Below are 12,414 nucleotides of genomic sequence, written 5' to 3' on the forward strand. Positions count from 1 at the left end.
CATTAACCATTAACCATTAACCATTAACAACTATAGGTGCCGCCCTAAAAACTTGCGCTTAACTCATGATGTTAAAGTTCATTCTAGGTTTGAACCAAGCCTTCACTTTAGCATCAAAGCTTACCCATACCTGCAATAACGCTAGGCTGATCAATATACTAAATATCATCCAATCTGGTAGCTTAAGTTGCAATAGTCCTAAATCCACCAGTGTTGGTCCAACAATCAAGTTGTCGGGATCATACAAGAGCACGGGTAACGCACTCACCAAAGCAAGCTGACTGATGGTATATAAGCGTAATAGATACAGGGCCGAGCGCTGGCGGCCAAACACGGCTAACACCATCAACAAGGTCAAGATGCAAAACAGCACCCCTTGCTTAGCAATCAAGCCGCTCACCGAAATCACAGTGAAAAATACCATCAAAGCAATCAGGCGTTTAGCCAATACAGGCTTTGGCTGGCTGGCCGCTTGTTGTTCAAGCGTGGACAGCTGAGCTGCAGTTGCTGTCGTCAGCGCTGCAGCCGTACTGTTTAAGTTGTTGTCAGCGCTGCTGGCCGAGTCGCTGTCTGTGGCACGGGGGGAGGTACTTTCTGGTTTCATTGCAGCTTCTCTTTGCTCGTGCTCAACATTGGGTAAGTCTTAGCAGGTTTTAGTGCTGTGGCTTAGCTCTAGGCGTTAAGCGCTCGTTGAATTCAAACGGTGGGATAACCACGCCTAAGTCATCTTGAACAGGGAACACGGCCACAAATAAGTCATCATCGCCCATGCCGGGTACCCAGCGCTCTTGAAACTCATCGAGTGGAATCGCCAGTGGCTCACAATCGCTCCACTCATCAACAGCCCATAAAGAGGCGGCTTCTTCAGATGACCACATAGGGATGCAATCTTCATCATCAGTGGTTAGCATTACGCAACCGTCTTGATCTTGAAGTGTCCACAGGTGTTTTTCAGTTTTGATTTGCTCAACCAAAAAGTCATATCTGGCTTCTGGAGTCATATTGACTTGCTCTGAAATCGATTTTTTTGCATTACTCATGGATACGTTCTCATTGTTTAAATAGTTAATACTAATAGAAATTTCTGTTATTTAGCGCTATAGCGGCCACCAAGTACCGCAGGCCTTGAAGCGCCGGTTACTGCAGGTAAATTAGCAGGTAAATTATGCTGGTGGCGCATAGCAAGCCAGGCAAAGGCTATGCCTTCGACCCATTTAGCATCGACCCCTAAGGCCGATGTTGTTTGCAGCTGATAGCCAGGTACAAGTAGTGCTAGGCGTTTCATTAGTGCACCATTTAAGGCACCGCCACCGCAGACAAATAACTGGCCGTTAGGGGATAGTTTGTTAATGTCATTGGCTATGCTGTGACAGGTTAAATCAAGCAAGGTCGATTGAATATCTGCAGCATCTAAATGACTAAAGTTTGCAAGTTGTTGCTCAAGCCAGGCTTGGTTAAATAATTCTCTGCCGGTACTTTTGGGGTAGTGCAGTGAAAAATAGGGATGTGACAGCATTTGAGTCAGTAGTGCTTGGTTGCTGTTACCAGACTCCGCCCACTGGCCGTCTTCATCGAAAGCTTGTTCAAGATTTTGTAAAATAAAGGCATCGATTAGAGTGTTGCCAGGACCAGTATCAAAACCGAGTACTTGTTCACTATTGCCAGGTAGAAAAGTCACATTAGCGATCCCGCCAATATTCAAAATGACCCGGATCTGATTTTTTTCGGCAAACACTTGTTGGTGAAAAGCTGGGACTAATGGTGCGCCTTGGCCACCTAAGGCAATGTCTTTACGGCGAAAATCAGCGATGACATCAATGCCAGTTTCAACGGCGATAGTATTTGGATCGCCAATTTGCAGGGTAAAACCCACTTCTAAGTTTGGCATGTGGCGCACAGTCTGTCCGTGGCTACCTATGGCGATTATTTGCTCTTTGGGTATGTTGGTTTTTTCAAGCAAGGCATTGACTGCATCGGCAAATAAGCTGCCAACGGTGCGGTCTAAGCGGCCAAGACGGTTAATTTCATCGGCGGCAGGATTACATAATCGCTGTAGTCCTTTGAGTAAATGACTTGGGATTGCTTGGGTGTGGCCAGCGATTAGCTGAGGTTTAGGCTGAGAAAAATCCACCAACACAGCATCAACGCCATCCATGCTGGTGCCAGACATAAGGCCAATAAAGTATTCAGGCTTGCTCATAGGGATGCTCAGTTGCTGGCAAGTTGCACTTGCTGATTTTTCTTAAGCTTAGCCATTAAATCTTGACTCAGCCTTTGGAATTTTTGTTTTTCGCTGCGGGCAATAGGCTCAGACTTGGGCAGGCTGACTGTTCTTGGATTGCGGTGTACGCCATTGACGATAAATTCATAATGCAAATGAGCACCGGTAACTCGGCCTGTACGCCCAAGAGTACCTATGATCTGCCCTTGTTTAACGCTATCGCCGCGGCTGACATTGCGTTTAGTTAAATGCAGATATTTAGTGGTATAGGTGCCATTGTGTCTAATAAACACATAGTTACCGTTAAACTGATTGTAACCCGCCTCGATAACTTTACCGCGCCCAGCAGCCTTGATAGGCGTACCAATGGCGGCGACATAATCCACCCCTCTATGGGCTTTGACTTGCCCTGTCACAGGGTGCAAGCGACGTGGATTAAAGTTAGAACTTACGTATTTGAAGTCAACTGGTGAGCGTAAGAAAGCTTTACGCAAGCTGTTGCCTGCTTCTGAATAATATTCACCATCAGAGTAACGCACCGCAGTATGCCGCTCACCTTGGTTAACAAATTCGGCCGCTAAAATATTGCCATTACGTAAAAACTCACCATCGGCAAACTCTTGCTCTACGATAAGGGTGAAATGATCGTTACGACGCAAATCTAAGGCAAAGTCCACATCCCAAGCGAAGATGTTAGCGAGTTGCATAATATGGTTAGCAGAAAGTCCAGCATCAGCTGCGGCATTCCAAAAGTTACTTTTGATTTTTGCGCTAACAAATTGGCTACGGATCTCAATTTTTTTGGTGTTAACTTTCTCAATATAACCTGAGTTATTTTTGCTTATCACTAAAGTTGAGACTTTATCGATTCGATAACTGACTTCTGAGAGTTCTCCCTCAGGGGTTTTAGTGATAGCTATTTCTTCACCAGGAATAATTTTTAATAGGTTTTTCTTTGCTAGCGGCAAGTTGGCGATATCGAAAACATCTTTGGCGCTTAACCCTGCGCGGCTAAATAGCCCACCTAAAGTGTCACCGTTGGCAACTTCATAATATTCGATATCTTTTTGTTCATCATTGGCCGCCCTAATTTGTTTCTTTTGAGCTTTTATTGCAGCTTGAGTGCTATCGAGTAATAAATCTTGATTGCTTAAAGTCTCGGTATCGGCTTCGATTGATTCAGATTGACTGTCTTCAAGAGCTAAAGGCGAGGGATTACTGCGGGCAAACAATAAATCATCTTCGGTGAAATCGATATTGGCTTTAGTATTGGTTGGTGTCTGTTTAGAGGCCAGCGCATCTTCCGATGGCAGCATCAGAATCACCAATGTAAATAGGCTTAACATAGTTAGCGCTAGTTGATGTGCTTTTGGCAGCAATTTAAATAAAGTTATAAGCTTTGCCATTGACCCTGATACCAATATTTCACGTTCATTATTATCCCCTTAGTGTACACACTTTCATTTGCCGTGGCTAACAAGTAACATAGACCTCTTTATTTTTTTGTATTCAAACCCACAGTTAGTCCATAAAACTTATTCAACATCTATGCCAGTAACTAATAGGCGACCAGAATAAGCGTGACTGAAACCATGGGAATGCCCTAGGAGTCGCAGTAAAGATGGCCGATTTAGCCCAAATATTAGCAGAGATTAAACGCGGTACCGACGAGATTTTGCTCGAAGCGGATCTGCTGGAAAAACTAAAGGAAGGCCGTCCTTTAAGGATAAAATTGGGCGCTGATCCAACCGCGCCTGATATCCACTTAGGTCATACTGTCATTTTGAATAAAATGCGCACATTCCAAGAGTTAGGCCATGAAGTGATCTTTTTAATTGGCGACTTTACCGGCATGGTTGGCGACCCAAGTGGTAAAAACAGCACCCGTCCTCCGCTAACGCGCGAGCAAGTGCTGGCTAACGCCGAAACCTATAAAGAGCAGGTCTACAAGATTTTAGACCCTGCTAAAACCCGCATCGAGTTTAACTCAAGTTGGCTTGAGCCTCTGGGCGCAGCGGGCATGATACGCTTAGCATCACAGCAAACTGTGGCGCGGATGATGGAACGTGATGATTTTAAGAAGCGTTATACTACTGGCCAGTCGATTGCTATCCATGAATTTATGTATCCACTACTGCAAGGTTATGATTCAGTAGCCTTAAAAGCCGATGTGGAATTGGGTGGCACGGATCAAAAGTTTAACTTACTTATGGGTCGTGAGCTGCAAAAAGCCGAAGGTCAGAAGCCGCAGACGGTTATCATGATGCCCTTGCTTGAAGGCCTAGACGGTGTCAAGAAAATGTCAAAATCTGCCCATAACTATATTGGAGTCAGTGAACCTGCTAACGAGATGTTCGGTAAGATAATGTCGATTTCAGACGATCTTATGTGGCGCTACCTTGAATTGTTGTCATTCCGTCCCTTAACCGAGCTTGCACAATTTAAGCTAGATGTCGAAAACGGCACTAATCCACGTGACATCAAGATTTTGTTGGCAAAAGAGATCATCGCCCGTTTTCATGATGAAGCACAGGCGCAATCTGCACACCAAGCCTTTATCGACCGCTTCCAAAAGGGCGCTATTCCTGATGATATCGAAGAAATCAGCCTAGAAGCAGGTGAAGGCTTAGGGGTGGCAAACTTACTTAAAGATGCAGGCCTTGTTAGCTCCACCTCAGAAGCCATGCGGATGATAAAGCAAGGCGCGGTGAAGATGGATGGCGAGAAACTTGAAGACAGCCGTCAGGCATTCGAAGCCGGCCTTGAAGCCGTATTCCAAGTGGGAAAACGTAAGTTTGCCAAAGTGACGCTTAAGTAATACCAACGCGACGCATAAGCTCACTTAAGTCATTGCTTGCAATAAAAACGGCGCCTGAATAGGCGCTATTTTTATGCGAGTTTTTGATCACTTAATTGTACATCCAGCCCAAGTGACATTAAGGTTCCTACTCGTGTTGTGAACACGACTGATACCAATGACCCAATCAGCATTTACTCACTTATGCCCCAAAGTTTGGTAGATGTACTGTAATTATCTTCAAGGTGAACTCGGCCATTGGACTAACGTTCCGAGTGATGCGGTCAACACGTCCCTGTGGGCTCGGTCGCTGCATCCCTGCTGCTCACGCACTCGAGCCATTTAGTCCAACACCCTCTCATTAGCATCAGTATTACCTTTCTGCTTTTATCAACAGGCATTAATTGAGCTACTCATTGTTAAATTTTGGCTTGAATTCAATCCCGTTTATGTCCAAAAACGTGTTAAATCTGCTCGCGGTGGATACTTATCGATCGCTAAAGTTAGGCTGGTCATTGTTAAGGTTAACAGGTACGCCAATGCTGAAAAGGTGAGCCATGAGTGTTTGCAAGACGACCGTCCATCCCATGGATGGGATGTTCGAGCATCCACGGATGGACTTGCTGCGTGTCGTAGAGCGACTGCCATGGCAAGCCTTAATGCTGGAGTTTCAGTGACCAGCTTTTCTAAGTTTCGCCATTTTGCACAAACTCTATATCGAATAGCTGTTTAAAGGTGTTTTGATTATGCTCGATAGGTGATTTCGGCCATTGGACTAACAACACGAGTGACGCCGTCAACACGTCCCTGTGGGCTCGGGCGCAGCATCCCTGCTGCTCACGCACTCGAGCCATTTAGTCCAACACCCTCCCATTAGCATCGGAGTTGCCATTTCGATCTACAATCAGCATGTTTCTGTATTTGCATCATGATTAAGTCCTAATACATTTTTGTCCAAACAATAACATCCTTATTAAAAAGCCAGTTCGGCGTCCTTGCCTCTCGTTTATAAGCACAATCACCAAAGGTGATTATTTACCGTTTGGATCAAAGTCGAAAATTAATAGTGCCAGCCATGTTTATGGAGCCTTAACCATCATCCCGATGGTCGCACGGTATTTTAATCGTCGTATTTCGACTCGGGCATCCTGCTTCGTTCTACCTCCTGCATCCATGCAGTCGTCGGCAACTTCGAGGGGAGTTGGTGCAGTCTTTGACTGTACTGTTAAAAGTGAACATAGGAATGGTTCTGGATTTTAAAAATTAGAAGGTTACATTCAAATTTATGAGGTGAGCCATGAGTGTTTGCGAGACGACCGTCTACTCCTTGTTTAGGAAACAGGACGTCGAAGCGAGCTACAGGGACGCTTTTGGCACGTGTGTCGATGAGTAAATTACATGGCCAGCCTGTACTCGCAACACTGGAGTTAAGTTATTTTGGTGTATAACAAACTTCTGTCCCAAAACGAGTTTGAGCTGATGCCTAGGTGGAGCTTACCGATAGCCAAAGGTAGATTTGCAAGCTTTAAGGCTAGATAGATACAACAAATACTTAAAAGGTGAACCATGACGCTACACCAAGAGAGAGGCGAGAAGACCGTCCATCCCATGGCCGCTATCTGGCATTACTTAACGCTTAAGATTACTGGGATTGCAGTTGATCTGACATGGTTTGATAGTCCATCAAATCCACTTGTTCTGTGAGCCTTTGGGTATTGGGATCGAACCTTAAAGTAGTAACGCCGGGGACGGCGATGTCGATGATTTTGCCGGGTTTGCCAAATTGCTCCCCTGGGCCGCGAAGGTGATAGTTGCCTATCATCACCACTAAGGGGCCGGTGTTAAACATGTGCTCAATATTGAAGTCGAACTCTAACACGCCCTCGTGAGAGCGCTGTAAGAAGGCGATGATACTGCGGGTGCCTATGTATTTTGTGTCGGCGGTTTTGTCATAAAATACACTGTCACGATTGTAAAAACGTCTTAAAGCTTGGTAGTCATGATCTGTCAGCGCCTTGATATAGCCCAGCGCCAATTGTTGTTCAATGGGTCTATCACCTACTTTGGCAGAGACGTGAAAACTGACTAAAAAAAGAATAAGACAGAATATTCGCACATTAGGCTCTCTTGGTTTTTAGGTCGAATGCAGGCAAAGATAAATGCCACCTAATCGCACTTAATCTTATGGTTAACGTGCTTAACATAGCAATGGCTAATGCAGCCATACTATCCATTCCCACTTGTAAGCTCAAGGTGTATCCGATGCCGCCTAAAATTGAGGCCGTGGCATAGATTTCTGTGCGCAGGATCATAGGCACTTGACGGCAAAGTAAGTCACGAATAATGCCGCCACCGACACCTGTTAACAGCCCCATGATGACCGCGACTATGCCTGATGTACCCAGTAACAAGGCTTTTTCGGCGCCAATAATGGTAAACAGGGCTAACCCTAAGGCATCGGCAATGGGTAAGCTCTTATTTGGCAGTCGGTGCGGCTTACGCACTAAGACTAAGAAGGCGGCTGTGGTGGCCAGAATAACCAGAATATAATTAGGGTCGCGGATCCAAAATACCGGCGTTGCCCCCAGCAATGCATCCCTGATGCTGCCGCCACCTATGGCGGTGACCGACGCAAGTACTAGCACCCCAAAGGCATCCATACGGTATTTCCCCGCCGCCATTGCGCCCGTTAGAGCAAACACAGCTGTACCGCAAAGATCGAAGAAGTAAATCCACTGGCTCATGCTATTTACTCAACTCTTTGAGGTGGATATTCAGCGCGTCAACAGAGATGCGAATTTCGACCACAGATAGCAGCAGTGAATACAGCAGTAGTAATAAACTAAAACCAAACACAATAGAGCCAAAGTGATTGAAACCTGCGTAAATTAAAATCATACACACCACACACAAGGCAAAGCTGATAACGCCTGCTTCTTGCATTTTTTTGATTAACGTAATGCGCTGCTTAAGGTTTTTGATTTGATCGCTATGCACAGGTTTAAGCTCGGGGCTTAGGCTACGAATAAGCGCCGCTAAAGCAAAAAAGCGATTGGTGTAAGCTAATAACAGCAATGAAATTGCCGGAAACAACAGCGCCGGTGTGGTCAGTGATATTTGTAAGTTATCCAGCAAGATGCAGCACCTAATTTAAGTTAAACAGGGAATATGCCCATGGGTTCACAGGGTTTTATAATGCGCATAATGATACTCGTTTTCAAAACAATTTACATGCTTTGTAGCCACCTTAATCCGCTCCAAATAAGTGGGATTAACAAGCTAAAGCTTATCCAAAAATGACTGGCACGGCGAGTTAATATAATCGCGAGATTAATATCTTGATAATTAGGCAGTTTTCCGCATTTTATCTTGTCGAGTTCGAGACGGTATTCGCCGCGGCCCAAGGGGATTTTTTGTGGGCCACCAAGTTCAACCTTAAGTAATTTAGCGCCAAGATAAAGGCTTGGGAACTCGTTCAAGGCGTGACGATATGTCGGCGGTGACAGTAGCGCATTAAATCCGACTTTACCTCCTTGAATGGCGAGCGAGAAATTCCATAGCCAGTTAGGCAGCCAAAAGATGACTCGATTGAGGCGATAAATAAAACGGCTAAAATGACGATTAGCAGGGAAATAGGGCGGCCAACTCAGCTCTAATTGTCTCAACATGCACGCTGCTAGCACCAAAGGCGCGCCGCCTATGGCAAAAAATAATATACAACTCACTGTGCCATAACTTGGGCGAGTTAATAGCTGGCTAATGCAGGCTTTGCTTAAACCCACTTCAGATAAGCCTTGAGTATCATGGCTGACCCAATCTTTGAGTAAGTTCTTAGCGGTTTGTTTATCCTGTTTTTTAAGTGCAGCGGTTATGTCCTCTGCTGTAGGTGTAAAACTTGTGGCGCTTAGGCAGACATACAAAACTAATAGTTCGAAAAACCAAGGGAAAGCCGCTATCACCAATAGAAAACTTATGATAGCCCAGAAAGGAAACATGAGTAATAAACTGGCTAAGGTGCCCGCGATTAGCTGTTGTACCTGGCTTCTGTTGCTATGATTGACTTTAGTGGCCAATTGCTTAGCCAGTAAATGCAGCGCTATAAATGGCTGATAGCCTTTGACTAAAGGGAATTTATGGGCAAGGAATAGCGCTGTAAACAGGATTAAGCTACTGAGAAAGAAGCCGGGATCGGCCTGTAGCAATTGTTGAATAAATGGGCTTTCCATCCAGTGTCCACCTATGAACTGAGTATAGAATCTCAATCATGCTAGATTGAGCTTAGCAGTTGCAAACTTAGGTAATCATAAGGCTCAGGATGAGCCTAAAGAATACCTAAGTGTTACTTCGCCGTTTAAAGTTCAACTAATAGTGCCAGTACCATCATGGCTGAGTGGTGACCAGCTTTAATGATGTAGGAATCAAAATCCACTGGAGAATCGTTATTGGCGTTATCAGATAAGGAGCGAATAACCACAAATGGCACGCTAAACTGATGACATACTTGAGCAATTGCAGCGCCTTCCATTTCACAAGCCGCCATAGTCGGGAAGTTTTTACGCATCACTTTAGTGCGCTCAGGATCGCAAATAAAGCTGTCGCCAGTGCAAATCAAACCTTCGATAGCCTGAACTTCACCTAAGGCTGAAACGGCTTTTTTGGCAGCTTCCACTAAGGCGGGATCTGGAATAAAGGCGGCTGGCTGCTGCGCCATCTGACCCATTTCATAGCCAAAAGCGGTCACGTCCACATCGTGATGACGCACTTCTGATGAAATCACAATATCGCCAATCTTTAAGCTATCGACAAAACCACCGGCTGAGCCTGTGTTGACGACTTGTGTTACAGCAAATTTCTCAATTAACAAGGTGGTGGCAATACTGGCAGCCACTTTACCTATGCCAGAGCGAGTCACAACCACCTCTTTGCCTGCTATTTGACCGCTGACAAATTCTATTCCGGCAATAACCGTATGAACCGGCGCCGTAATTGAATGAATTAAGTGAATAACCTCTGGCTCCATAGCGCCAATAATACCAATTTTCATCTCTAACCTTAACTGAATGACTGAAATCTACTGGGCGATAATATATCACGGGCAAGATAAATTAGTAAAAACCACAATGATTTATTGAGGGGATAGGATTTATTTTTTACCTGTAAAGGGCAGCCATAATAATCCTGTTAACCAAGCATTTTGTTTTACATCGGGATAATCGCTTAGTCCTATGTTAATTTTGTCATCGGCTTTGCTGGCGGCGCGGGCGTAAGTGCTAAATAGTCGGTCCCACCAAATAATGCTAAAACCAAAATTAGTGTTACTTTCGGCCATAATCTGGCTGTGATGAATACGGTGTAATGCTTGTGTCACCAGCAAATAGCGCGCCGCTTTTTCGATGCGCAGAGGTAGGCGTATATTGGCGTGATTAAAAATGGCAAAACCATTGAGTAGTATTTCAAACAGTACTACCGCTTCAGCGGGCACGCCGATCACGACAATGGCTAACGCCTTAATGCCTATGCTAATGATAATTTCCAAGGGGTGAAATCGCAGCGCGGTACTGCTATCGACATGGCGATCGGCATGGTGCACTTTGTGCAAGCGCCACAGTAACGGAATACGGTGAAAGAGTCTGTGTTGCCAGTAAATCAGCATATCCAATAGCAATATACTGATGCCGATATTGGCCCACAAGGGCAGGTCTATGGCAGGTAATAATCCCCATTGCATCTGGCTGGTATACACAGCAAACCCCGCGAGTCCTAATGGTAAAAGCAATCGCGCCATGACAGAGGCAATGATCAATAAACCAAAATTACCTAACCAGCGGGTTGCCATATTGGCCGTTTGCGGATTTTTGGCTAACCGTCTTGCAGGAAATAGTGACTCTAGGCCCATCATCAATGCCAAAATGGTCAAAAACACCCCCAGTCGAATAGCTGCGATTTCATCTATCATCTTGTTGGCTCCTCGAATGTACTTTCACTCTTGGCTTTTTCATTATTAGCCTTATTAACGCCTTGATGCTTTAGGGTCTGATAGCCGCCGTGTATACGGGTAAAAATAGTAATAGCCGCTAACAAAGCAAAGCTGTAGGCAAGCTGTGGAAAGTAAGCCGGCCACAAACAAAAGGCGACGAAAAAGGCGATGGTTTCTGTGCCTTCGGTTAAGCCATTTAAAAAGTAAAAGCTCTTATTGGCAAATTGTGGTCGAGGCAGATTTAACTTTTGGGCCGGTATGGCAAAGGCTAAAAAGCTCGAGCCTGTACCGATAAATACGGTTAGCAACACTGCTGCGGCCAGGGCGTTTTCATTCGGGTTGGCCAAGGCGAACCCGAGCACAATGGCGGCATAAAATAGAAAGTCGAGGCAAATATCTAGATAGCCACCGGCGTCGCTAGTGTGATTTTGATGGCGAGCAAGGGCGCCATCGAGCCCGTCGATAATTCGATTCAGTGCGATACAAAATAACGCGCCATACCAAAGCTCTAATGCCAATAAAGGCACGGCCAAGATGCCGAAACCGAAACCCACTAAGGTGAGCTGATCGGGTTGGACATTTTTTTTGTCGAGTAACAGCACAACTGGCGCTAACAGTGGCTTTATTATTGGGGTGATAAATCTATCTAGCATAAGGAATTATTCCAATTAATCTATCAGTTATCAGTTATCAGTTATCAGTTACCAGTGTCATTCATATTATCAAAGCGAAATAACCTCACCTTGGGCGGCATCGGCATCAGTTTGGTCGTGAGTCACCATAATGGCGGGTAGCTGATGCTCACGTATTTGATCAAAAACAAGTTGTCTGGTTTCTTGGCGCAATTGGCTATCGAGCTTGCTAAAGGGTTCATCTAATAATATGGCTTTGGGTTGACTCAGTAAAACCCGCAGCAATGCCACTCTGGCTTGCTGACCGCCAGATAAACTCTGTGGACTGCGTTGCTCTAACCCGCCAAGACCCACTTGGGCTAAGGCCTCACTAATTGCGGCTTGTCGCTGTGCTTTAGGGCTTGGCGGCATAGCAAAGCCGATGTTGCCTGCCACAGATAAATGCGGAAATAATAATGGGTCCTGGTAGAGCAAACCAATATGGCGTAAGTGACTGGCCGTTGTGGTGATATTTTGGCCGTTCAAATGCAATTGACCTTCAGCACTAAAGCCCGGGGGCAACATGCCTGTTAACCAATTTAATAACGTTGATTTTCCGCTGCCAGATGGCCCCATAATGGTTAATATTTCGCCGCCACGAATAGTCGCGCTTAATGATAATAAGCTTTGCTGCTGGCGACGTAAGATCAGCCCATCAATGGTGAGCATCGATGTTGCGGCGCTATTGTAACCCTTGGCAGAACTGGCGATTTTTTGCATTATTATCCTTGTTGCTGACGCTTAACTA

Annotated in this window: 14 protein-coding genes; 1 reads left to right on the forward strand and 13 read right to left on the reverse strand. The window is 45.2% G+C overall.

Features of this window, described 5'->3' with window-relative positions; translation table 11 throughout:
• Nucleotides 1–58: 58 nt before the first annotated feature.
• The 4 genes from H5073_RS10585 to H5073_RS10600 are packed head-to-tail and all read right to left on the reverse strand — an operon-like array spanning nt 59 to nt 3,627.
• A complete protein-coding gene (locus H5073_RS10585; RefSeq protein ID WP_259394877.1) occupies nt 59–604 on the reverse strand; it encodes a hypothetical protein in 546 nt (181 codons plus the stop codon).
• Nucleotides 605–653: 49 nt separating this feature from the next.
• Entirely contained in the window at nt 654–1,040 is a 387-nt protein-coding gene (locus H5073_RS10590; protein WP_182679554.1) for a DUF2750 domain-containing protein, read from the reverse strand.
• Nucleotides 1,041–1,087: 47 nt separating this feature from the next.
• The gene (locus tag H5073_RS10595) at nt 1,088–2,200 is read right to left on the reverse strand and encodes an anhydro-N-acetylmuramic acid kinase (protein ID WP_182679555.1); all 1,113 of its coding nucleotides are present in this window, start codon (nt 2,198–2,200) and stop codon (nt 1,088–1,090) included.
• An 8-nt stretch (nt 2,201–2,208) separates the two neighbouring features.
• Nucleotides 2,209–3,627, reverse strand: coding sequence for a peptidoglycan DD-metalloendopeptidase family protein (locus tag H5073_RS10600; protein ID WP_182679556.1), 1,419 nt, complete (start codon nt 3,625–3,627; stop codon nt 2,209–2,211).
• Nucleotides 3,628–3,842: 215 nt separating this feature from the next.
• Between H5073_RS10600 and tyrS the strand changes: the two genes are divergently transcribed.
• On the forward strand, nt 3,843–5,039 hold the full coding sequence (gene tyrS, locus H5073_RS10605; protein ID WP_182679557.1) for a tyrosine--tRNA ligase: 1,197 nt from the start codon (nt 3,843–3,845) through the stop codon (nt 5,037–5,039).
• Between the two features lie 665 nt (nt 5,040–5,704).
• On the opposite strand, the gene H5073_RS10610 is transcribed toward tyrS, so the two are convergent.
• From H5073_RS10610 to H5073_RS10650, 9 genes are all read right to left on the reverse strand, one after another.
• Nucleotides 5,705–5,872: a hypothetical protein gene (locus tag H5073_RS10610; RefSeq protein ID WP_182679558.1), complete on the reverse strand. Its 168-nt coding sequence runs from the start codon at nt 5,870–5,872 to the stop codon at nt 5,705–5,707.
• Between the two features lie 788 nt (nt 5,873–6,660).
• Nucleotides 6,661–7,134, reverse strand: coding sequence for a nuclear transport factor 2 family protein (locus tag H5073_RS10615; protein ID WP_182679559.1), 474 nt, complete (start codon nt 7,132–7,134; stop codon nt 6,661–6,663).
• 1 nt (nt 7,135) lies between these two features.
• The gene (locus tag H5073_RS10620) at nt 7,136–7,762 is read right to left on the reverse strand and encodes a trimeric intracellular cation channel family protein (protein WP_182679560.1); all 627 of its coding nucleotides are present in this window, start codon (nt 7,760–7,762) and stop codon (nt 7,136–7,138) included.
• Between the two features lies 1 nt (nt 7,763).
• Nucleotides 7,764–8,153 carry a DUF2721 domain-containing protein gene (locus H5073_RS10625; protein ID WP_182679561.1) on the reverse strand — a complete coding sequence of 130 codons (390 nt, stop codon included), beginning with the start codon at nt 8,151–8,153 and terminating at the stop codon, nt 7,764–7,766.
• 92 nt (nt 8,154–8,245) lie between these two features.
• A complete protein-coding gene (locus H5073_RS10630; protein WP_182679562.1) occupies nt 8,246–9,244 on the reverse strand; it encodes a cobalamin biosynthesis protein in 999 nt (332 codons plus the stop codon).
• A gap of 125 nt (nt 9,245–9,369) precedes the next feature.
• On the reverse strand, nt 9,370–10,062 hold the full coding sequence (locus H5073_RS10635) for a 5'-methylthioadenosine/adenosylhomocysteine nucleosidase (RefSeq protein ID WP_182679563.1): 693 nt from the start codon (nt 10,060–10,062) through the stop codon (nt 9,370–9,372).
• Nucleotides 10,063–10,161: 99 nt separating this feature from the next.
• Nucleotides 10,162–10,974 carry a sterol desaturase family protein gene (locus H5073_RS10640; protein WP_182679564.1) on the reverse strand — a complete coding sequence of 271 codons (813 nt, stop codon included), beginning with the start codon at nt 10,972–10,974 and terminating at the stop codon, nt 10,162–10,164.
• Nucleotides 10,971–11,648: a CDP-alcohol phosphatidyltransferase family protein gene (locus H5073_RS10645; RefSeq protein ID WP_182679565.1), complete on the reverse strand. Its 678-nt coding sequence runs from the start codon at nt 11,646–11,648 to the stop codon at nt 10,971–10,973. The genes H5073_RS10640 and H5073_RS10645 overlap by 4 nt, the downstream gene beginning before the upstream one ends.
• 69 nt (nt 11,649–11,717) lie before the next feature.
• Nucleotides 11,718–12,386: an ATP-binding cassette domain-containing protein gene (locus H5073_RS10650; RefSeq protein ID WP_404948391.1), complete on the reverse strand. Its 669-nt coding sequence runs from the start codon at nt 12,384–12,386 to the stop codon at nt 11,718–11,720.
• Nucleotides 12,387–12,414: the final 28 nt, after the last annotated feature.

Source organism: Shewanella sp. SR44-3 (genome assembly GCF_014163735.1).
Taxonomy (GTDB): domain Bacteria; phylum Pseudomonadota; class Gammaproteobacteria; order Enterobacterales; family Shewanellaceae; genus Shewanella.

Coding starts and splice junctions, on each gene's coding strand:
- H5073_RS10585 (WP_259394877.1), bottom strand. CDS start 604: ATGAAACCAGAAAGTACCTCCCCCCGTGCCACAGACAGCGACTCGGCC.
- H5073_RS10590 (WP_182679554.1), bottom strand. CDS start 1,040: ATGAGTAATGCAAAAAAATCGATTTCAGAGCAAGTCAATATGACTCCA.
- H5073_RS10595 (WP_182679555.1), bottom strand. CDS start 2,200: ATGAGCAAGCCTGAATACTTTATTGGCCTTATGTCTGGCACCAGCATG.
- H5073_RS10600 (WP_182679556.1), bottom strand. CDS start 3,627: ATGGCAAAGCTTATAACTTTATTTAAATTGCTGCCAAAAGCACATCAA.
- tyrS (WP_182679557.1), top strand. CDS start 3,843: ATGGCCGATTTAGCCCAAATATTAGCAGAGATTAAACGCGGTACCGAC.
- H5073_RS10610 (WP_182679558.1), bottom strand. CDS start 5,872: ATGGCTCGAGTGCGTGAGCAGCAGGGATGCTGCGCCCGAGCCCACAGG.
- H5073_RS10620 (WP_182679560.1), bottom strand. CDS start 7,762: ATGAGCCAGTGGATTTACTTCTTCGATCTTTGCGGTACAGCTGTGTTT.
- H5073_RS10630 (WP_182679562.1), bottom strand. CDS start 9,244: ATGGAAAGCCCATTTATTCAACAATTGCTACAGGCCGATCCCGGCTTC.
- H5073_RS10635 (WP_182679563.1), bottom strand. CDS start 10,062: ATGAAAATTGGTATTATTGGCGCTATGGAGCCAGAGGTTATTCACTTA.
- H5073_RS10640 (WP_182679564.1), bottom strand. CDS start 10,974: ATGATAGATGAAATCGCAGCTATTCGACTGGGGGTGTTTTTGACCATT.
- H5073_RS10645 (WP_182679565.1), bottom strand. CDS start 11,648: ATGCTAGATAGATTTATCACCCCAATAATAAAGCCACTGTTAGCGCCA.
- H5073_RS10650 (WP_404948391.1), bottom strand. CDS start 12,386: ATGCAAAAAATCGCCAGTTCTGCCAAGGGTTACAATAGCGCCGCAACA.